Here is a 20175-nt window from a genome sequence, read left to right as displayed (position 1 = left end):
TCTCGTGTCCGACACACCCGATTCCCCCGTTATCTCGCCCGAAGCAGTTGAGGCTGCCGTCGATGCGGCGCTCGCCGCAATTTCAACGGCTTCCGACACCGTCACATTGAAAGCTGCCCGTTCGGCGCACGCAGGCGATGTCTCGCCGCTTGCGCAACTGAACGCGCAACTGCGAAATGTTGAGCCCGCACGTAAAGCGGAGTTCGGCAAGCTCGTCGGTGGCGCGCGCGGTCGCGTCAATCAAGCTCTTGCCGCGCGGGAGAGAGAGCTCGCGGCTGCGGAAACTGCTGCGCGCTTGGATGCTGAACGCATCGACATCACGGCGCAGCCACACCGCGCGCGCATCGGAGCGCGGCATCCGATTTCGCTGCTCCAGGAAGAAATTTCCGATCTCTTCGTCGGCATGGGGTGGGAAATTGCTGAGGGCCCGGAGCTCGAGCACGAGTGGTTCAACTTCGATGCGCTGAACTTCGACGTCGATCACCCCGCGCGTCAGATGCAAGACACATTTTTCGTCGATCCGGTTGATCGACACCTCGTTATGCGGACCCACACAAGTCCCGTGCAGGTGCGCTCGATGCTTGACCGCGAGCTGCCGATTTATATCCTGTGCCCGGGGCGGGTCTACCGCACCGACGAGTTCGACGCGACGCATCTTCCTGCGTTCACTCAGTTCGAGGGTCTCGTCATCGATAAGGGCATCACGATGGCAAACCTCAAAGGCACGCTCGACCACGCTGCGAAGGTTCTGTTCGGGCCCGAGGCCAAGACGCGCTTTCGGACCAACTACTTTCCGTTCACCGAGCCGTCGGCAGAGCTTGACCTTTGGCACCCGACGTTTAAGGGCGGTGCACGCTGGATTGAATGGGGCGGATGCGGCATGGTCAACGCCAATGTGCTGCGCGCGGCCGGCATAGATCCAGATGTGTACTCCGGTTTCGCGTTCGGGATGGGCATCGAGCGGACGCTGATGTTCCGGAGCGATGTGCAGGACATGCGTGACATGGCCGAAGGCGATGTACGTTTCAGCGAGCAGTTCGGGATGGTGGTGTAATGCGCGTTCCGCTGTCGTGGTTGCGTGAGTTCGTTGAGGTACCGGCGGGTGCAACGCCCGAAGAGATCCTCGAAGCATTCGTGTCCGTCGGGTTCGAAGAAGAAGATGTGCACGATTTCGAGCTCGAGGGCCCGATCGTCGTGGGAGAAGTGCTGGAGTTCATTGAAGAGCCTCAGACCAACGGCAAGACGATTCGTTGGTGCCAGGTCGATGTGGGTGCCGACAACGGCGGCGTGCGCGGAATCGTATGCGGCGCGGGCAACTTCTTTGCCGGCGACAAGGTTGTCGTGACCCTGCCGGGATCGGTTCTTCCTGGGCCCTTCCCGATTGCAGCGCGAAAAACCTATGGGCATGTCTCTGACGGCATGATCGCGTCGGCGAAAGAGCTGGGTCTTGGTCAGGAGCACTCCGGCATCCTGCGGCTGGTCGAACTCGGGCTCGACGCTCCGGTAGGTACCGACGCAATCGCGTTGCTCGGGCTCGATGATGTCGCCGTCGACATCAATGTGACCCCTGACCGCGGATACGCTCTGTCGATTCGCGGCGCGGCACGTGAGTATTCGCACGCGACCGGTGCTGCGTTCCGCGACCCCGGATTGCGCCCGACGACAGAGCTTCACCCGGGTGATGGCTTTCCGATCGTGATCGATGATCGTGCACCAATCCGAGGCCGCGCCGGGGCAACTGAACTCGTCGCGCGCGTTGTGCGTGATGTGGATGCTTCGCGCCCGACTCCCACGTGGATGATTACGCGTCTTGCGCTCGCGGGCATCCGCTCGCTCGGCGTGCTCGTCGATATCACCAACTACGTGATGATCGAGCTCGGTCAGCCGATCCACGGCTATGACCTCGACAAGCTGCGTGGCGGATTGACCGTGCGACGTGCCGAAGCGGGGGAGAAGCTCGAGACACTCGATGGTCAAGTCCGTGCGCTGCACACCGAAGACCTACTCATCACTGATGACTCGGGTCCCGTCGGCCTCGCGGGCGTGATGGGCGGCGGCACGACGGAGATGACGTCGTCGACCCGCAACGTTCTCATCGAGGCTGCGATTTTTGACACCGTCTCGATTGCGAGAACCGCGCGTCGTCACAAGCTGCCCTCTGAGGCATCGAGGCGCTTTGAGCGTGGTGTTGACCCACGCATTCCGTTCGTGGCGGCACAGCGCGCGGCGGAGCTCATGGTGGAGTACGCGGGCGGGAGCCTCGACGCCATCGGCGGGGCTGTCTACGCACAGTGGTCTCCAACGCCGCTGACCCTGCCAGAAGGCTTCGTGAGCGGTCTCATCGGCGTCGAATACTCCGATGACGAAGTGCGCCACGCGCTGGAGCTCATCGGCTGCTCCGTCGAGGAGCAGGCGACTTCATGGCAGATCACACCGCCATCGTGGCGTCCAGATCTCACCGACAAGTGGACTCTTGCTGAAGAAGTTGCGCGAATCCACGGTCTCGACCGCGTGCCATCGGTGCTGCCGACCCCGCCGTCGGGTCGTGGTCTGACTTCGGTTCAGAGCGCGCGTCGCCGGGTCTTGAATTCTCTCGCCGCCGCGGGATACACCGAAGTGCAGGCGTTCCCCTTCACCACCGAGGCGCTCAACGATCTGCATAGTTCGGCGGCCGGCTCGCACCTGCCGAGCATCGCGCTCGCCAACCCGCTTGACGGTCAAACTCCATTCCTTCGTCGCTCTCTCGTGCCCGGCCTGATCGATATCGCACATCGCAACGTGTCGCGCGGGTTGACCGACGTGGCTGTCTTCGAGACGGGATCGGTTTTCTTGCCGAAGCCGGGAGTGGCATATGGCACTCGCGCGGTCCCGCCGCTTGGGGCTCGACCCGATGCTGCAACGCTCACTGAGCTCGACGCATCAATTCCGCCGCAGCACCGTTACTTGGCAATGCTTGTCGCCGGAAATACCCAGCCGAAGCAACCCGGTCGTGCCGCTGAGGTCGCGGGTGTCGCCGACGCGCTCGATGCTGTGCGAGTCATCGCGAACGCGGCAGGTGTGACGATCGATGTATCTCAGACAACGCGCGCGGCTCTTCACCCGGGTCGGGCCGGGACGCTGAGCGTCAACGGTACCGAGGTTGGCTACGTCGGGGAGCTGCTGCCTGCTGTGGTTGAGGCATCCGATCTTCACGGGCGCGTCGCAGTCGCTGAGTTGGACCTCGATCTCGTGGTTTCGCTTGCGGGAGAACGGGTCGTTGCGGCATCACTGTCGAGCTATCCCGCGGCAACACAGGATGTCTCGCTCGTTGTTGGCGCTGATGTGCCGGCGGCTGAAGTACAGGCAGCTCTCGCCGCGGGCGCGGGTGACCTGCTCGAGTCAGTGCGTCTCGTCGACGACTATCGCGGCCAGGGAGTTGACGCGGGCGAGAAGAGCCTTACGTTCGCATTGCGCTTCCGGGCGTCCGATCGCACGCTGACCGCGGCAGAAGCCACGGAAGCAAAACTGGGCGGAGTCACACGTGCGCAAGAAGTCTTCAGCGCACACCTTCGGGAGTAGCCGCTGGGGGCTTCGCGCGTGCTGGAGTAGCCGGGGATCGAACTCGTAGCACGGTTTGCGCTACGCTTCGGCGGGGGGCACGACCTGCGTGCGCTTCCACGGGGAGGACGCGACGATGTCATCGTTGCTCTATCGGGTAGGCCGTTTTTCTGCGAAGTATCGCTGGTGGGTGATCGTCGCCTGGCTTGTTCTTGCGGTTGGACTTGGCACCATCGCCGGCGTTCGAGGCGGCTCGAGCAATCTCGAGCCCTCATTCACGATTCCGGGTACCCAGGCTCAAGAGGCTCTTGAGACTCTTGAGCAGCGTTTTCCCCAACTTAGCGGGGCCAGCGCACGCGTCATCGTGCAAGCTTCCGACGGCGGTGACATCAGCGACGATGCGGACGTCGTGTCGACGGCGTGTGAAGCGCTCGCCTCCCTTTCCGCGGTGAAATCTGTGACGTGTCCATTCCCCATGGCGGCCGCAGGTTCATCGGCCGCGGGCACAGGAGAAGCCACTCAGGTTTCTTCGGACAAATCGATGGCTTTCATCGCGCTCCAACTGTCATCCGCTACAGCAAGCAACGCCGTCGTCGCGGACGCGGAATCTGCGATGCAACCTGCGAGCGAGGCGGGACTGAAAGTCGCCTACTCCGGATTGGAAGCGACGGCGTCGTCGACGAACTTCACCGAGCTCTTCGGAATCGCCATCGCCTTTCTCGTTTTGGCCCTGACGTTCGGTTCACTCGTCGCGGCGGGGATTCCGCTGCTCACCGCCCTGCTCGGTGTCGGCTTCGCTTCAAGCGCCATCCTCATCACTGCGTCCTTCGTACCGGTTTCGCAGACTGCGCCACTGCTCGCGACGATGTTGGGGCTTGCGGTGGGTATCGACTACTCACTTCTCATAACGTCGCGTCACCGCGCGCAGATGCGTGCAGGAATGAGCCCTCGGCAATCAGTGGCGGTCGCCACGGCTACCGCGGGCACAGCGGTTGTTTTCGCGGGGATCACAGTGATGATCGCGCTGGTCGGGCTCTCTGTGGCAGGCATTCCTTTCCTCACGGTGATGGGATTGGGCGCGGCCGTCGCGGTGATGGGTGCACTCGCTGTTGCGCTCACGCTGTTGCCGGCACTGCTCGCGGTTTTCGGCGGAGCACTTCGCCCTCGCGTGCGGCGTCGGCAACGCACTCCGCGAGAATCACGACCACCCATCTGGGTGCGAGGCGTGACAGCAACACCCATCGTGGCGATTCTTCTGGTGGTCGGATGCCTCGGAGCCGCTGCCATTCCAGCATTCGGTGCTCGACTCACACTTCCTGACGCTGGGTATGATCCCCCAGGAAGCCCCGCGAGGGTGGCGTATGACCTGCTCGACGAGGGATTCGGTCCTGGGTTCAATGGTCCACTCGTCGTCACAGCCGATATATCCCACACGCTCGATATCGAGAAAGCCCTTGATGCGCTCGATGCTGAGTTCGCGGGTGTTGCGAACGTGGCGGCGGTTTCTCAGGCGACGCCCAACGAAGCGTTCGATTTCGCAGTGCTTTCAGTCACTCCGAAAAGTTCGCCGTCCTCCGCTGCGACCGCCGACCTTGTGGCCACCCTTCGAGATCTCGCACCTTCCTTCGAAAAGAAGAACGGGTTCACTTTCGAAGTCACTGGCTCGACGGCGCTCGGGGTCGATATTTCAGCGCGCCTCAACGCTGCGCTCTTGCCGTTCGGTGTCGTGGTCGTGGGACTCTGTCTGCTTCTCCTGACGATCATGTTCCGCTCAATCGCCGTACCGCTGTCGGCGACCGTGGGATATCTCCTGACTGTGGGAGGTGCGCTGGGAGTCACTCGTTTGGTCTTCGAAATGGGATTCGGTGCGTCCCTTATCGGCGTCGCGAAAGTGGGCCCAGTCGTGAGCTTCATGCCAATTCTCGTGATGGCAGTCCTGTTCGGACTAGCAATGGACTACCACGTGTTCCTCGTGTCGAGAATGCGGGAACAGTTCTTTGAGACCGGTAGTGCGCGCACTGCGGTGCTGCAGGGATTCTCGGCATCCGCTCGAGTCATCACAGCGGCCGCCCTCATTATGTTTTCCGTCTTCTTTTCGTTCGTCCCGGGTAGTGCCGCGCTGATCCAACCGATCGCGTTCGCACTTGCTATCGGCGTTCTCATCGACGCGTTTATCGTGCGTATGACCTTCATCCCCGCCGTTATGGCGCTGCTCGGCGACAAAGCCTGGTGGGTGCCGAAGTGGCTCGATAGAGCGCTGCCGAACGCCGACATCGAGGGTGAAGTCGTGCAGCGGATGCTGCGCCAACGCGAGTGGGTGAAAGACGGCGGCGATCAGAGCGCTAGCATCTGGGCTGATGGGCTCTCCGTGGTTCAGAGTGCACCGGTGAGTTTCCGGGCTTCCGAGCACGACGTCGTACTCGTAGAAGGCGAGCACTCGGGCGCCGTGGTAGCGGCGATTGCGGGCCGCGCCGCCGATACCGTGGGAGATCTGAGCGTGTTTGGCCGTCTCGTTCCTTTCGAACGTGCAGCGATTTCGAAAGAGTGCCGATTCGTGCCCGCAGTGCCCGATGCGCCGGGAGGCGAGACCGTGCACGAGCGGCTTCGTGCGCGGATGCGTGATGCCGCGCGTGCCAGCCACGAGCGTGACGCGCTGGTGGCCGAAGCCGCGGAGACCTACGATCACCTGCTGAATGCGGTATCCGACGATGCGCATTCGATGATCGAGCTTTCAACGCCCGTCGGTTCGCTCACCGACACTCAGCTGTGGAGTCTCGACGTCGCGGCGGCGCTAGCCCCATCGTCGCGTCTGGTCGCAATCGATGCGACGGGCAAAATCGCCGCGAACGCGCTGGTTGCCGTCATGGTGTCTCGCGCTCGTACCGACACCACCCTTGTTGTTGCTGCATCCGTTGAGTCGCCCATGACCGACCGTCATGTCGTTATGGTCGCGCTCGACGAGTATGCCGGCACCGCAACGAAAGGACACCGCGCATGAGCGCCCTGTGGAGCATGGTCGGCGCACCCGAAGTGGGAGCCCGCAGAACAAGAGTCCTCATTGTTGTTGCCGTGGCGGTGCTGGCGCCGCTTCTCATCGTGCTGGCCCTTGTGCCTCGGAGTGCGGATCAGTCGATTCCGGTCGCAGTCGTCAACCTGGACGTTCCCGTCGGACTCACCACGGACTCACCCGTAATAGCGGGCAAGTTGTTGACGGAAAATCTTGTCACGACAGATAACGGTGTCGACTGGACACTGACCGACACCGCGACCGCTTCCACGGGGTTAGACGACGGCACGTACGTTGCTGTCGTCACGATTCCCACCGACTTTTCGAAGTCTGTGGCCACGATCTCGTCTGACACCCCAGCGGCGGCAACGATCTCGGTCAAGACGAGTACGGCTCACGGCTATGCCGGCGGAGTCATCGCGGATGCGGTCGCCGAGCGCATACCGAATGGTGTATCGACAACGATCACGACCGCCTACATTTCTGGGACGCTCGACTCGTTCGCGCAACTGCATACCGGCATCGGCGAAATAGGTGGGGGTCTATCGAAAATCGCTGACGATACGGATGCCGCGTCCACCGGTGCTGGCACGATTGCAGGATATTCCGAGGACCTGGCGACGGGCCTAGCGGATATCAGGGATGTGCTCGGTCTGCTTCCGGACGGCGCACGTGATCTTGGCCGTCTCAGCGCGGATGGAGCAGCCGGTTCTGCTCAACTCGCTGAAGCACTCGGCGAACGATCCTTACGCGCCAGCGAGCTCGCTGCCGCCCAGACGCTGACCGCCGATGCGCTCGCCGAGCTTGAGGCCGCGATTCGGGCTGATCCGACAGCACCGATGAGTGATCTCCTGGGCACCGTAGTCGCACTGCAAGACGAAGTGGACGGGATGGCATCTCAGCTGTACGAACAGGGAGGCTCGCTCGCAAACGACGCCGAGTACGCAGTGGGTGTCGCGGCAGCCGATGCTGTCCTCGCTGATGTGAGTGGCCCGGTTGCACGTGGCCTCACGACGCTGGACGGCTATGTCGGTGACACCGCAGAGGTCTCCGAGGCGATCGGTACCGGCATAGCGACACTTTCAACAGATCTCGGCGAGCTCGGGGCTGCCACGGGCACTGTTGTCGATGATCTAGACACCATTTCAGCTGACATACCGGACTACTCCGCGGCGCAGCAGAAGTCGATCGCGGCAGTCGTGTCGACGCCCATCACCGCTGACGTCACGTCTGTGGCTGGCCCGACGACCGCCCGTGCAGCAACTCTCGGCGCCGTGGTGCCGGTCGCGTTGTGGCTAGGTGCGCTTGCGACCTTCCTCGTGGTGGCACCGTTCTCGCGAACACGACTCACTACCGCTGTGTCAGCTCTGCGCATCGCGGCGGACAGTGCGATGGTCGCAGTCGCCGTGGGATTCGTGCAGGCGGTTCTGGTGTGGATTGCGATCGTTATCGTTGGGATTCCAGCAACGCGTCTTGGTGTCGCCTTCGCTTTCACAGTGGTCGCCGCTATGGCTTTTGCTCTCCTTCATCAAGCGCTGGTTGCGTTGATGGGGCGTGCGGGTCTCGTGGTATCGGTTGTTGCACTCGGACTCCAGCTCGTCGCCTCGGGAACCCTGGCGCCTCATTCCAGCGAGAGCGCACTGGGGTTCCTTCCGCTCAGCCTTGCATTGCAGGGTGCTCAGGCTCTCGTGGGCGGATCACTGCATGCGGTGCTCTCCGCCGCGATCGGTCTGGCTATCTGGGGGGTCATCGCCGCTCTTCTGACGGTCGCGGCTGTGGCTCGCGCGCGGCAATCGGTCCTTCGGGGAATGCTCGTGGCCACGGCTTCGTGATTTGCGCACGGCGTACGCATGCCGATATCGTCGCTTCATGCCATCGGCTGTGCCTTTCTCTCTTTCGCTCGTTTCGAGCGTGGTTAGCGCGCGCCGACGTCTGGACGGCCGCCGACTCTAGGCGACTGCGCGCATCCGCCTTCGGGAGGAGTGTGGGCGTCGCCGTCTCAGGCTCTTGTCTCCAGACTCTAAGGTGGAATCCATGACGTATTCGGTCGCTGTATCCGGCGCCTCCGGCTATGCAGGAGGAGAAATTCTTCGTCTCCTCGCTGCGCATCCCGATGTAGAAATTCGCACCGTAACTGCCCACTCGACGGCAGGACAGCCGCTCGTGCAGCATCAGCCGCACCTGCGTTCGCTCGCGCATCTCACAATTCAAGAGACGACGCCCGAGATCCTGGCCGGCCACGACATCGTTTTTCTTGCGCTTCCGCACGGCCAGTCGGGCCAGTACACAGATTCGCTCGGTGGCACCCCTCTCGTCATCGATGCGGGAGCAGATCACCGGCTCGTATCTGAGACCGAGTGGGATCGCTTCTACAGTGGCCCATTTCACGAGCCCTGGACCTACGGCGTTCCAGAGTTGCCGGTGGGCACAGGCAAACAGCGAGAGAATCTCATCGGTGCGACGCGTATCGCAGCTCCGGGTTGCAACGCGTCGACGGTGAGTTTGAGTATGGCTCCGGGTGTGTCTGCGGGCGTCATCGACCCCGCCGGCATCGTGAGCGTGCTGGCTGTCGGCCCGTCGGGGGCAGGCAAGAGCCTCAAGACGAAGCTTCTTGCGAGTGAGATTCTCGGATCGGCAAACCCATATGCCGTCGGCGGCACACACCGTCATATCCCGGAGATCAGGCAAGCCCTGATTGCGGCCGGGGCTCCCGACCCAAGGATTTCATTCACTCCAGTACTCGTTCCTATGGCGCGGGGAATTCTCGCGACCTCCAGTGCGCCGATAGCACCAGGAGTGAGCGACGCGGACCTTCGCGCCGCGTGGGAAGACGCATACAACGGTGAGGCGTTCGTTCAGTTACTCCCGGAGGGCCAGTTCCCGCGTACCGCTGACGTCATCGGGGCGAATACAGCTCTAATCGGGCTCGCGATTGACCGTGACGCGGGGCGGGTCGTCGTCGTGGCCGCTGTCGACAATCTTGTGAAGGGCACCGCTGGAGCTGCCATCCAATCCATGAATATTGCCCTGGGTCTTCCCGAAGACCGGGCACTCAGCATGAACGGAGTCGCGCCGTGAGCGTCACTGCAGCCCAAGGTTTTACCGCATCAGGAGTTACCGTCGGCCTCAAATCAACGGGAAAACCGGACGTCGCCGTCGTCGTCAACGATGGGCCGCTCAAAGTTGGCGCCGCTGTCTTCACGAGCAACCGGGCGAAGGCCAACCCCATTATTTGGTCTCAGCAGGCTGTCGCTGACGGCGTCGTCGAAGCAATCGTGCTCAATTCGGGGGGCGCAAATTGCTTCACCGGTTCATTCGGATTTCAAACAACTCATCAGACAGCTGAGAAGACGGCATCCCTACTGGGCGTGAGCCCGGGCGACATTCTGGTGTGCTCGACAGGACTTATCGGTACGGGCGACGAGATTTTTCGCTCCCGTGTGCTCGAGGGCGTAGCGCGCGGAATCGAACAATTGAGCGTTGACGGCGGGGTCGCGGCATCCGAAGCCATCATGACCACCGACTCAAAGGCCAAGCGTTCCGTCGTCTCTCGCGACGGTTGGACGATCGGTGGGATGGCCAAGGGTGCCGGGATGTTGGCTCCCGGTCTTGCGACGATGCTCGTTGTCATCACGACCGACGCTGTCATTGATTCATCGAACGCCGATGCGTATCTGCGTGCCGCGACTCGCACGAGCTTTGACCGCCTCGACTCCGACGGGTGCATGTCGACCAATGATCAGGTGACGCTGATGGTCTCTGGCGCATCCGGTATTTCACCCGACGCTGATGCGTTTGCCGCGGCGCTCGCAGAGGTGTGCCTCGACCTTTCGAAGCAATTACAGGCCGACGCCGAGGGCGCAAGTCACAACATCACGATTCGTGTCGAGCACGCGGCATCCGAAGACGAAGCCGTAGAAGTCGGTCGCTCGGTTGCTCGCAACAACCTCTTCAAGGCAGCGATTTTCGGCAATGACGCCAACTGGGGGCGTGTGCTCGCCGCCATCGGGACGACCGATGCCGAATTCGACCCGTACAACGTCGACGTATGGATGAACGGGGTCCGTGTCTGCGCTGAAGGCGGCCCGGATCGCCCTCGAGAGGATGTTGACCTCACGCCACGGGCAACTGATGTTCTCATCGATCTAAAAATCGGTGATTCGTCAGCGACAATTCTTACCAACGACCTCACGCACGACTACGTTCACGAAAATAGCGCCTACTCGTCATGACAAATATAGATATTCAAGACACAGATCCCGCTGAAGCGAGCGCGAAAGCGCAGACTCTGATCGACTCGCTTCCGTGGCTCAAGCGCTACTCCGACCAGATCATCGTGATCAAATACGGCGGCAATGCGATGGTGTCAGAAGAGTTGCAGGATGCCTTCGCCGAAGACATGGCGTATCTGCGCTATGTCGGCATCAAGCCTGTTGTCGTGCATGGTGGCGGGCCGCAGATTTCGAATATGCTCGACCGGCTTGCGATCCCCAGCGAGTTCAAGGGCGGCTACCGCGTCACGAGCACTGAGGCGATCAGCGTTGTCCGAATGGTGCTCACCGGCCAGATCAACCCGCAACTTGTTGCGAAGATCAACGCGCACGGCCCCGTGGCCGCTGGCCTCTCGGGCGAGGACGCTGGCTTGTTCGGAGGGCGCCAGCGTGCGGTCTTCGTTGATGGCGCCGAGCACAGCCTCGGACGAGTCGGAGATGTCGTCGAAGTTGATCCGCAGCCGGTGCTTGATCAGATCGCGGCGGGCCGTGTCCCGGTGGTGTCATCGATCGCACCCGACATCGATAATCCCGGTCAGTCGCTCAACGTGAATGCCGATGCTGCTGCGGCGGCGCTCGCCGTGGCCCTCGAAGCGACGAAGCTGGTCGTTTTGACGGACGTCGCAGGTCTATATGCCGACTGGCCGAACCGAGACTCTCTCGTGTCGCATCTGACGTCGACTGAGCTTCGCGAGCTTATGCCGCGACTGCAGTCGGGAATGATCCCCAAGATGCAGGCGTGCCTTGAGGCTGTCGAGGGAAATGTCGAAACGGCGGCGATTATCGACGGTCGCATACCGCACTCCGTGCTCGTTGAACTGTTTACTCATAAAGGAATTGGAACCGAGGTGGTGAAGGGATGACTGACTGGCTAGAGGACGCGAAGCGCGACCTCGTACGCAATGCAGGTGACCGGATGGCACTGTTCGTGCGCGGTGAAGGCGCATGGCTATGGGATGCCGAGGGCAACCGCTACCTCGATTTTCTCGGCGGAATAGCGGTCAATTCGCTGGGCCACGCGCATCCCGTCTTCGTCGAAGCCGTTGCGACGCAGGCGGCAACGTTGACACACGTATCGAACTACTTCGCCACCCCGCCACAGCTCGAGCTCGCAGCGCGATTGAAGCGACTCGCGGGCACTGGTGCCGAGGGGCGCGTATATTTCAGCAACTCGGGTGCCGAAGCAAACGAAGCTGCGTTCAAGCTTGCTCGTCTTCACGGCGGACCATCCGAGTCGGGCGCTGAACGGTCACGCATCCTTGCGCTCAAGGAAGCCTTCCACGGGCGCACGATGGGGACCCTTGCTCTCACAGGGAAACCCGCAATGCAGGCACCGTTCGCGCCGATGGTTCCGGGCGTCGAATTCATTGACTCCACGATCGAAGCGCTCGAAGCTGCGATGGATGACCGCGTGGCCGCGTTGTTTGTGGAGCCGATCAAGGGCGAAGCAGGAGTTCTCGAACTGCCCGAAGGCTATCTGCAAGCCGCGCGAGAGTTGACCACGGCGCACGGCGCGCTTCTCATCATTGATGAGATCCAGACAGGAGCCGGGCGCACTGGAGAGTGGTTCGGTTTTCAACACGCTGGAATCACTCCCGACGCGATCACGCTCGCCAAGGGCATCGGCGGAGGATTCCCGATCGGTGCGCTTGTCACCTTCGGCGCCGCCAGTGAGCTCTTCTACCCTGGTACGCACGGATCCACCTACGGCGGCAACGCTCTGGGTACTGCCGTTGCCAGCGCAGTGCTCGGCGAGATCGAGCAGGCTGGGCTCGTCGAAAATGCTCGCGAGCGTGGACCTCAGATCAGGGCAGCGATCGCGGCCATCGACTCCCCGTTGGTTGCGGGATGCCGGGGCGCAGGATTGCTCATCGGCGTTGCACTGAGGCGCCCGGTTGCCAAAGAGATCGTTGCCGCAGCGCAGCAAGCCGGACTTATCGTGAATGCTGCCAACGACAGCACTGTGAGGATCGCTCCGCCGCTGACGATTGGCGACGTTGAGATCGACGAGTTCGCCGAACGTTTTGCTGTGGCGTTGCGCGCTGTTGAAAAAGCACTCGTCGCGGCGGATTTCGATACTGCTGAGGAGGTCCCCGCATGACTCGGCATTTGCTGCGTGATGACGATCTGACGAGTGCTGAGCAGTCCGAGATTCTCGATCTCGCACTCGAGCTTAAGAAGGACCGCTGGCAGGTCAAGCCACTCGCTGGGCCGCAGACAGTCGCCGTCATCTTCGACAAATCATCGACGCGCACGCGCGTCTCCTTTGCCGTGGGGATTGCAGATCTCGGCGGTTCACCGCTGATCATCTCGACAGCGAACAGTCAGCTCGGCGGAAAAGAGACGCCCTCTGACACCGCCCGCGTTCTTGAGCGACAGGTCGCGGCGATCGTGTGGCGCACGTATGCACAAGCCGGTCTCGAGTCGATGGCGAAGGGCACCAGCGTCCCTGTGATCAATGCTCTCAGCGATGATTTTCATCCCTGCCAACTGCTTGCCGATCTGCTGACGATTCGCGAGCACAAGGGTGACCTCAAGGGCCTGACGCTGTCATTCTTCGGTGATGGACGTAGCAACATGGCGCACTCGTACATGCTTGCCGGCGTCACCGCGGGTATGCATGTTCGTGTCACGTCTCCCGAGTCGTACGCGCCCCGCGAAGACGTCGTTGCTGCTGCAGACCGTCGCGCTGCCGAGACCGGTGGGTCAGTCACGCTGATGACGGATGCCAACGAAGCCGCGGCGGGCGCTGACGTGATCGTCACCGACACCTGGGTGTCGATGGGCAAAGAAGAAGAGAAGCTCGCCCGGTTGCGAGACCTGTCTGAGTACAAGGTGACTGACGAGACCATGTCGCTCGCCGATCCTGGGGCCATCTTCATCCACTGCCTTCCGGCAGACCGGGGCTACGAAGTCGATGCGTCGGTCATCGACGGACCGCAGTCGGTCGTGTGGGATGAAGCAGAGAACAGGCTGCACGCGCAGAAGGCACTCCTCGTGTGGCTGCTTCGCCAGCAGTAGTCGACGGCTCTGCCGCAGCTCGAGCATGGCGGCGTCTCGGGGGAGCGAAACGCCTCGGCGGTATCGATCTTGCTCGCGGTCTCGCGCTCATCGGTATGTTCGCTGCTCATCTGCTCACTATCGACGCGTTCGATGCGGCAGAGCCTGAGACGTGGCTCGACGTCGTCAACGGGCGATCGGCGATTTTGTTCGCGACTCTCGCGGGGGTCTCGATCGCTCTGGTCACCGGGGGAGCCACCCCCGTTGTCGGACTGGCCCGAAAAATCGCGCGACAGCGGCTCGGTGTCCGCGCTGCGTTCTTGTGGGTGCTTGGCGTCATCCTGATCTTCACTGGCGTGCCGATCTACGTGATTTTGCCTGCGTACGCTGTGCTCTTTTGCCTGGCTATGCCGCTCCTCGGGGTGCGTCCACGTGCACTTCTCGCCATCGCCGCGATTCTCACTGTCACGATGCCGTTCCTTGTCGCCGCGATTGAGGCACTGTTCGGTTGGGGAGGCGCAACAGATTCTGCTATCGGGCTCCTTATCGGCTGGGCTTACCCATTCCCGGTGTGGAGCATTTTTCTCATCACGGGGCTCGCGCTCGGTCGTCTTGATCTGTCACGCACACGCGTGCAGGTCGGTGCTCTTCTTATCGGCTCTCTCGCTGCCGTCGTCGGTTACTCCCTCGCTGCTGTGTATCCAGCCGGGCCAGTGACGTATGACATGAACGGAGCACCCACGGATGCCGGAGCGTGGTTTCTTGCATCCGTATGGACGGCGGATGCCCACTCCGGTGGAATTCTCGAAGTGATCGCCTCGGGCGGCGTGGCTGTTGCCGCCATTGGTGCATGCATTCTGATCTGTCGAACGGCACTGCGGTGGGTTTTTCTTCCACTTCGTGCCGCTGGGACGATGCCGCTCACCGCCTACTCGTTGCAGGTGGTCGTATGGGCGGTGTGGGCGCAGATTGCGCTTGGTGCGACGACGGATCTCTGGGGATTCCGGGGGCTCGAGCCGTTCTGGCCGCTGACTATCGCCGTTTTGCTGGCATGCATGCTGTGGGCGCTCGTTGTCGGACGTGGTCCTCTCGAGAACCTCTCGAATATGCTCTCGCGGCGCCTGGCTCCGGGGCCGAAGGTCAGTAGGCTGGAATGATGAGCGAAACACAGGGTACAAACGAGGGAGCTCTCTGGGGAGCACGATTCGCCTCGGGGCCGTCGCCGGAGCTTGCCGCTCTCAGCCGCTCGACACACTTCGACTGGCAGCTCGCTCCGTATGACATTGCGGGCTCGCATGCTCACGCCACCGCGCTCGCCGCGGCGGGTTACCTGGACGAAGACGAAGCTCGCCGCATGCACGCCGGGTTGGATGCTTTGAGCGCCGCTTTTGCTGATGGCTCGCTGCAGCCGGCGCCCACCGACGAAGACGTACATGGTGCGCTCGAAGCAGCACTTATTCGTGAGGTCGGGTCGGACCTTGGGGGAAAGCTTCGCGCCGGACGTAGCCGTAACGATCAGATAGCCACTCTTGTGCGGTTGTATCTGCTTGATCACGCTCGCACGATTTCTCGGGATATCCTGCGTGTCATAGACGCACTCGTGTCGCAGGCAGAAGCTCACCCCGAAGCGATCATGCCCGGACGAACGCATCTTCAGCACGCGCAGCCCATATTGCTCGCTCATCATCTTCAGGCCCACGCATGGCCGTTGGTTCGCGAGCTGGAACGCCTGCGTGACTGGTCGGTTCGCGCCTCGGTGTCGCCGTACGGCGGAGGCGCGCTCGCCGGAGCAACTCTGGGCCTTGACCCACAGCTCGTTGCAGATGAACTCGGACTCTCGCGTCCCGCGGAGAACTCACTTGATGGCACATCCTCGCGTGATGTCGTTGCCGAGTTTGCATTCATCGCTGCGATGATCGGCGTCGACCTCTCGCGTCTCGCCGAGGATGTCATCCTCTGGAACACGCGCGAGTTCGGTTTCGTCACGCTCGATGACGGCTACTCCACCGGCTCAAGCATCATGCCGCAGAAGAAGAATCCCGATATCGCCGAGCTAGCCCGCGGAAAGTCCGGGCGTCTGATCGGTAATCTCGCTGGACTCCTTGCCACGCTGAAGGGTCTACCGATCGCATACAACCGTGATCTCCAAGAAGACAAAGAGCCGGTGTTCGACTCCATCGTGACACTCGAGGTGACGCTCCCGGCCGTCGCGGGAATGGTCGCGACGCTTCGTTTTCACACCGATCGTATGGCAGAGCTTGCTCCGCAGGGCTTTTCTCTTGCGACAGATGTGGCGGAGTGGCTGGTGAAGCGCGGTGTGCCATTTCGCGATGCCCATGAAATTTCTGGAGCCCTCGTCAAGGCGTGCGAGCTGAACGGGATCGAATTGGATGCTGTGACCGACACCTTGCTGGCGTCGGTATCGCCGCTTCTGACGCCCGAAGTCCGCGAAGTGCTGACGATCGAAGGCTCAGTTGCGTCGCGTACCGGCGTCGGCGGCACCGCGCCAGTACGAGTTGCTGAGCAGCGAAGCGAACTTATTGCGCGGGCAACCGAGGCGGCACGTTCCCTCGGCGCGGCCTAACAGTGCTCATCAGATTATCTCTTATATTCATAAAAGATTAGAGATATACTGATTGCATGAGTGTCACGGTGATTGCCGACATCGTCGGATCGCGGTCGTTGCCAGACCGTGCATCCGCGCAGCAGACTCTTGACGCGATCATCGCCGAAGTCGACGAGTTCGGACCCGGAGCCATCCAGCGGCTCACGCCTACGGTCGGTGATGAACAGCAGGGGATCTACGAAACCGTCGAGATGGCTCTCAGTGCGATTCTGTTGCTTCGCCTCGCGCTTCCGGCTGATGTGCAGTGCCGGTTTGGCCTGGGAATCGGTGAAATCCGATCGGTACCCGCAGCTGGCGGATCGATTCCGGATGGGCCGGCATGGTGGGCCGCACGTCGCGCGATCGACGAGGCGCGCGCGTTGCAACAGCGAGCTGTGCCCGCAGCGCGAACACGGGTGGTCGCCGATTCAGATGAGAGCTCGTCGGTCCAAGACGCGGTCAAGCTCGCGAACGCCTATGCGCTCGTTCGCGATCAGCTCATCGACGGCATGAGCGCGCGCGCGCGCCGACTCACCTACGGGCGGTGTCGTGGGCGCACTCAGCGAGAGTTGGCAGCATCCGAAAACATCACTCAGTCCGCCGTCTCGCAAACCCTCTCTCACTCTGGTGCTGCCGCACTCGTTGCAACTTTCGTTGAACTTTCGGGGGAGTGGAAATGATATTCGCGGGCCTCATGCTGTTGGCGGTAGGCGCCGCAGATCTCGTCCGGCAGTTCGTTCCTCGCCGAAGTCGAGTCTGGGTCAGCGCTTGCGCGTTCGTGGTGCTTCTCGTGGTCGCTGCTGCGGCCGATGCTCTCGCGTACGCCATGGCTGCGTCAGCAGTCGCGACCGTGTGGCTTCTTCTGATGCCGAGCGCCGGTGGCGGCCGAGCCGGTTTCTTGCCTGTCGTGGGGGTGGCTACGGTGAGCGCGGTAGCTGTCGTAGGCTTCGGCGAACGCTCGGAGAGCGGACCCTGGGGGACTATCTGGCAGCTTGTGACGCCCGCAGGTCCCGTCTCATTGGATTTGGTGATTCTCGTGGTGGGGGTGGGCGTCTTCCTGCTGGAGTCCGCGAACGTCGTCGTACGCTCCGGCCTTCGAAGCGAGAACGCCGCACTTTCCTCTGACAGCGACGCGCCGGCTCAAGATGGTGTTCTCCGCGGAGGACGCTTGATCGGCCCGCTTGAACGCATTCTCGTTGTCGCGCTCGCACTGGCTGGCGCATACACGCTTATCGCGGCAGTGTTCGCCGCGAAGGGTATCGTGCGTTTTCCGGAGATCTCACGAGACACCGCTCACGGCAATCGAGCTGAGTACTTTCTCGTCGGAAGCCTGCTGAGCTGGGTCATTGCGCTCGCGGCAGCTTTCCTCGTGTGGTGGGCATACCGCACGGCGCTCTAGCTCAAACGCACCGAGCCCCGCTGATAGCCTCGTATCGTGTCAGCCGCCCCCAATGAAAGCGCCACTGTGAGCGCCCTCACCCCCGCCAACGATCCTGCGTTCGAGAATGTCTGGGACGAACTGGTTTGGCGAGGACTCATCCACGTCTCGACAGATGAACACGCACTGCGAGAGATGCTCGGTGGCGATCCAATTACGTATTACTGCGGGTTCGATCCCACTGCGCCTAGTCTTCATCTCGGAAACCTCGTTCAGTTGTTGACGATGCGCCGACTTCAGCTTGCCGGACACCGGCCCCTCGGTCTCGTAGGCGGCTCTACCGGTCTGGTCGGCGACCCACGCCCAACGGCGGAACGCACCTTGAACACTCGAGAGACTGTGGGCGAGTGGGTGGGAAGCCTTCGCGCTCAGGTCGAGCGCTTTTTGAGCTTTGAAGGCGATAACCCCGCACGCATCGTCAACAATCTCGATTGGACGGCTCCGTTAAGCGCTATCGACTTCTTGCGCGAGGTGGGAAAGTACTACCGCGTCGGAACGATGATTAAAAAGGATGCCGTCAGCGCACGTTTGAATTCCGACGCGGGCATCAGCTACACCGAGTTCAGCTACCAGGTGCTGCAAGGCTTGGATTACCTCGAGCTCTACCGTCAATACGACTGCAGGTTGCAGACCGGTGGTTCAGACCAGTGGGGAAACCTCACGAGTGGTACCGACCTCATTCATCGGGCAGAAGGCGTCTCGGTGCACGCGCTGGGCACGCCGCTGATCACGAACAGCGATGGCACCAAGTTTGGCAAGAGCGAGGGGAATGCCATTTGGCTTGACCCCGAGATGTGCAGCCCGTACCGGATGTACCAGTTCTGGCTCAACACGCTCGATGCCGATGTGTGCTCACGGCTGAAGGTGTTCACATTCCTGAGCAAGGCCGAGATCGAAGAGTACGAACATCTCGTCGAAACCGAACCCTTCCGGCGTGCTGCGCAGAAACGTCTTGCATACGAGGTGTGCGTTACCGTTCACGGCAAAGTAGCGACCGACGCGGTGGTCGCAGCATCCGATGCGCTCTTCGGCAAGGGTGATCTCACGACGTTGGATGCCGCAACTCTTCGTTCTGCACTCGATGAGCTACCGAATCTCGTTGCGGCCCCCGGCGTCACTGTTTTGCAGGCGCTTGTTGAAACCGGGCTGGTGTCGAGCCTTTCGGAAGCTCGCCGCGCGATCGCGCAGGGTGGAGTCAGCGTCGACGGAGTACGCGTTGACGACGAGAACGCCGTAGTCGACGGCGCGCTACCGGGAGGCGTGAGCGTTCTGCGTCGAGGAAAGAAAACTCTCGCGGGCATCTTCGTCGAAAGCTAAGCCCCTATGCCGTTCACGCCGAGTCATGCTGTCGTTGCGCTTCCATTCTTGCGCACACCCCTGGTTCCGGCGGCGATAGCTATAGGGGCGATGACCCCGGACCTTCCGCTGTTCCTTCGTGGCACCCCGTTGACATACAACGTGACGCATACATGGGCGTGGCTACCTCTCACTGCCGTCGCAGCTCTAGTTCTTCTGCTGCTCTGGCGATGCGTGATGCGACCGGCGGCCGTTGAACTCCTTCCTGCACTTCTTGCGTGGCGGTTGCCCACGCAGTGGCTCACGAGCACGTCATTGGACGGAGCGCGGGAGACATTTCGCGGGGGTATATCTGGGCTCCTGCTTCTATTTACTTCTCTCGCGCTCGGTGTGGCATCTCACCTGGCATGGGACGCGTTCACTCACGAGGGACGGTGGGGGAGCGCACTTCTTCCGATGCTCGAAGGCCAGTGGGGGCCAATGGTCGGTTACAAATGGCTACAGCACGGTTCCAGTGCGTTGGGACTTATCGTGCTCGCTATTTGGGCCGTGCTTTGGCTGCGTCGTCGCACCCCGGTCATCTCTCCGCGTGAGGTACCGCAGTGGGTGCGAGTGTTCTGGTGGCTGTCGTTGCCGCTGGTGCTGGGATTCGCATGGCTAGGCGGCTTGATGATGCTCGGTCCGCTCGATGCGGAGTTCACTGTGGCGCACCTGGCATATCAGGTGTTGCCTCCCGCCGCGGCTGTGTGGGGATTGGGAACGATTGCACTGTGCCTCGCGGTAACGGTGCGGCGTGAGATATCGCTGTTTCGCCGCGGAAAAGCGGCGGCTGAAGTGCGCGACACGCCAGGGGCGCACGCGTGATTTGCGGCGCGGCTGAGAGCCACGTAATGTCTTACTTGTTCGCCCCACAGGGGGAAAGCGGAGAGGCCGAAAGGCCCCCAGCCCCCTCAAGCGGAGAACCAAACCTCCTCCAAAAACTGATCATTGATCGGCCTGTCCGCTAGGACTAGGATGAGGT

Annotated in this window: 15 protein-coding genes; all 15 read left to right on the top strand. The window is 61.9% G+C overall.

The window, feature by feature from the left end:
* The first annotated feature begins 4 nt into the window (after window positions 1-4).
* The 15 genes from pheS to G6N83_RS01765 all read left to right on the top strand — a co-directional run bounded on the left by pheS (window position 5) and on the right by G6N83_RS01765 (window position 20018).
* Entirely contained in the window at window positions 5-1054 is a 1050-nt protein-coding gene (gene pheS / locus G6N83_RS01835; RefSeq protein WP_165138728.1) for a phenylalanine--tRNA ligase subunit alpha, read from the top strand.
* Complete coding sequence (gene pheT / locus G6N83_RS01830) at window positions 1054-3558, top strand: phenylalanine--tRNA ligase subunit beta (RefSeq protein ID WP_165138726.1); 2505 nt, start codon at window positions 1054-1056, stop codon at window positions 3556-3558. Before pheS ends, pheT begins: the two co-directional genes overlap by 1 nt.
* Before the next feature lie 115 nt (window positions 3559-3673).
* Window positions 3674-6535, top strand: coding sequence for an MMPL family transporter (locus G6N83_RS01825; protein WP_165138724.1), 2862 nt, complete (start codon window positions 3674-3676; stop codon window positions 6533-6535).
* The gene (locus tag G6N83_RS01820; protein WP_165138722.1) at window positions 6532-8376 is read left to right on the top strand and encodes a YhgE/Pip family protein; all 1845 of its coding nucleotides are present in this window, start codon (window positions 6532-6534) and stop codon (window positions 8374-8376) included. The genes G6N83_RS01825 and G6N83_RS01820 overlap by 4 nt, the downstream gene beginning before the upstream one ends.
* Before the next feature lie 202 nt (window positions 8377-8578).
* Window positions 8579-9622, top strand: a complete 1044-nt coding sequence (gene argC / locus G6N83_RS01815; protein WP_165138720.1) for an N-acetyl-gamma-glutamyl-phosphate reductase — start codon at window positions 8579-8581, stop codon at window positions 9620-9622.
* Window positions 9619-10776, top strand: a complete 1158-nt coding sequence (gene argJ / locus G6N83_RS01810; RefSeq protein ID WP_165138718.1) for a bifunctional glutamate N-acetyltransferase/amino-acid acetyltransferase ArgJ — start codon at window positions 9619-9621, stop codon at window positions 10774-10776. The genes argC and argJ overlap by 4 nt, the downstream gene beginning before the upstream one ends.
* Window positions 10773-11678, top strand: coding sequence for an acetylglutamate kinase (gene argB / locus G6N83_RS01805; RefSeq protein WP_165138716.1), 906 nt, complete (start codon window positions 10773-10775; stop codon window positions 11676-11678). Before argJ ends, argB begins: the two co-directional genes overlap by 4 nt.
* On the top strand, window positions 11675-12916 hold the full coding sequence (locus G6N83_RS01800; protein ID WP_165138714.1) for an acetylornithine transaminase: 1242 nt from the start codon (window positions 11675-11677) through the stop codon (window positions 12914-12916). The genes argB and G6N83_RS01800 overlap by 4 nt, the downstream gene beginning before the upstream one ends.
* Window positions 12913-13836, top strand: a complete 924-nt coding sequence (gene argF, locus G6N83_RS01795; protein WP_165138712.1) for an ornithine carbamoyltransferase — start codon at window positions 12913-12915, stop codon at window positions 13834-13836. The genes G6N83_RS01800 and argF overlap by 4 nt, the downstream gene beginning before the upstream one ends.
* The gene (locus G6N83_RS01790) at window positions 13815-14972 is read left to right on the top strand and encodes a heparan-alpha-glucosaminide N-acetyltransferase domain-containing protein (protein WP_241246250.1); all 1158 of its coding nucleotides are present in this window, start codon (window positions 13815-13817) and stop codon (window positions 14970-14972) included. The genes argF and G6N83_RS01790 overlap by 22 nt, the downstream gene beginning before the upstream one ends.
* On the top strand, window positions 14972-16399 hold the full coding sequence (gene argH / locus G6N83_RS01785) for an argininosuccinate lyase (protein ID WP_165138710.1): 1428 nt from the start codon (window positions 14972-14974) through the stop codon (window positions 16397-16399). Before G6N83_RS01790 ends, argH begins: the two co-directional genes overlap by 1 nt.
* Window positions 16400-16455: 56 nt before the next feature.
* Window positions 16456-17100, top strand: coding sequence for a SatD family protein (locus G6N83_RS01780; RefSeq protein ID WP_165138708.1), 645 nt, complete (start codon window positions 16456-16458; stop codon window positions 17098-17100).
* Window positions 17097-17819, top strand: a complete 723-nt coding sequence (locus tag G6N83_RS01775; RefSeq protein ID WP_165143027.1) for a hypothetical protein — start codon at window positions 17097-17099, stop codon at window positions 17817-17819. The genes G6N83_RS01780 and G6N83_RS01775 overlap by 4 nt, the downstream gene beginning before the upstream one ends.
* Window positions 17820-17855: 36 nt before the next feature.
* The gene (gene tyrS / locus G6N83_RS01770) at window positions 17856-19175 is read left to right on the top strand and encodes a tyrosine--tRNA ligase (protein WP_241246249.1); all 1320 of its coding nucleotides are present in this window, start codon (window positions 17856-17858) and stop codon (window positions 19173-19175) included.
* A 6-nt stretch (window positions 19176-19181) separates the two neighbouring features.
* On the top strand, window positions 19182-20018 hold the full coding sequence (locus G6N83_RS01765) for a DUF4184 family protein (protein WP_165138706.1): 837 nt from the start codon (window positions 19182-19184) through the stop codon (window positions 20016-20018).
* The last annotated feature ends 157 nt before the right edge of the window (window positions 20019-20175 follow it).

Origin of the sequence: Microbacterium endophyticum, assembly GCF_011047135.1 — a bacterium.
Lineage (GTDB): Bacteria > Actinomycetota > Actinomycetes > Actinomycetales > Microbacteriaceae > Microbacterium > Microbacterium endophyticum.
Note: the sequence above shows the minus strand (reverse complement) of the source record. Positions and strands in the feature narration are given on the sequence as shown.

Excerpts from the sequence above, each read along its gene's own strand:
- pheT (WP_165138726.1), top strand. The coding sequence starts at position 1,054 with ATGCGCGTTCCGCTGTCGTGGTTGCGTGAGTTCGTTGAGGTACCGGCG.
- G6N83_RS01825 (WP_165138724.1), top strand. The coding sequence starts at position 3,674 with ATGTCATCGTTGCTCTATCGGGTAGGCCGTTTTTCTGCGAAGTATCGC.
- G6N83_RS01820 (WP_165138722.1), top strand. The coding sequence starts at position 6,532 with ATGAGCGCCCTGTGGAGCATGGTCGGCGCACCCGAAGTGGGAGCCCGC.
- argC (WP_165138720.1), top strand. The coding sequence starts at position 8,579 with ATGACGTATTCGGTCGCTGTATCCGGCGCCTCCGGCTATGCAGGAGGA.
- argB (WP_165138716.1), top strand. The coding sequence starts at position 10,773 with ATGACAAATATAGATATTCAAGACACAGATCCCGCTGAAGCGAGCGCG.
- G6N83_RS01800 (WP_165138714.1), top strand. The coding sequence starts at position 11,675 with ATGACTGACTGGCTAGAGGACGCGAAGCGCGACCTCGTACGCAATGCA.
- argF (WP_165138712.1), top strand. The coding sequence starts at position 12,913 with ATGACTCGGCATTTGCTGCGTGATGACGATCTGACGAGTGCTGAGCAG.
- argH (WP_165138710.1), top strand. The coding sequence starts at position 14,972 with ATGAGCGAAACACAGGGTACAAACGAGGGAGCTCTCTGGGGAGCACGA.
- G6N83_RS01780 (WP_165138708.1), top strand. The coding sequence starts at position 16,456 with ATGAGTGTCACGGTGATTGCCGACATCGTCGGATCGCGGTCGTTGCCA.
- G6N83_RS01775 (WP_165143027.1), top strand. The coding sequence starts at position 17,097 with ATGATATTCGCGGGCCTCATGCTGTTGGCGGTAGGCGCCGCAGATCTC.
- G6N83_RS01765 (WP_165138706.1), top strand. The coding sequence starts at position 19,182 with ATGCCGTTCACGCCGAGTCATGCTGTCGTTGCGCTTCCATTCTTGCGC.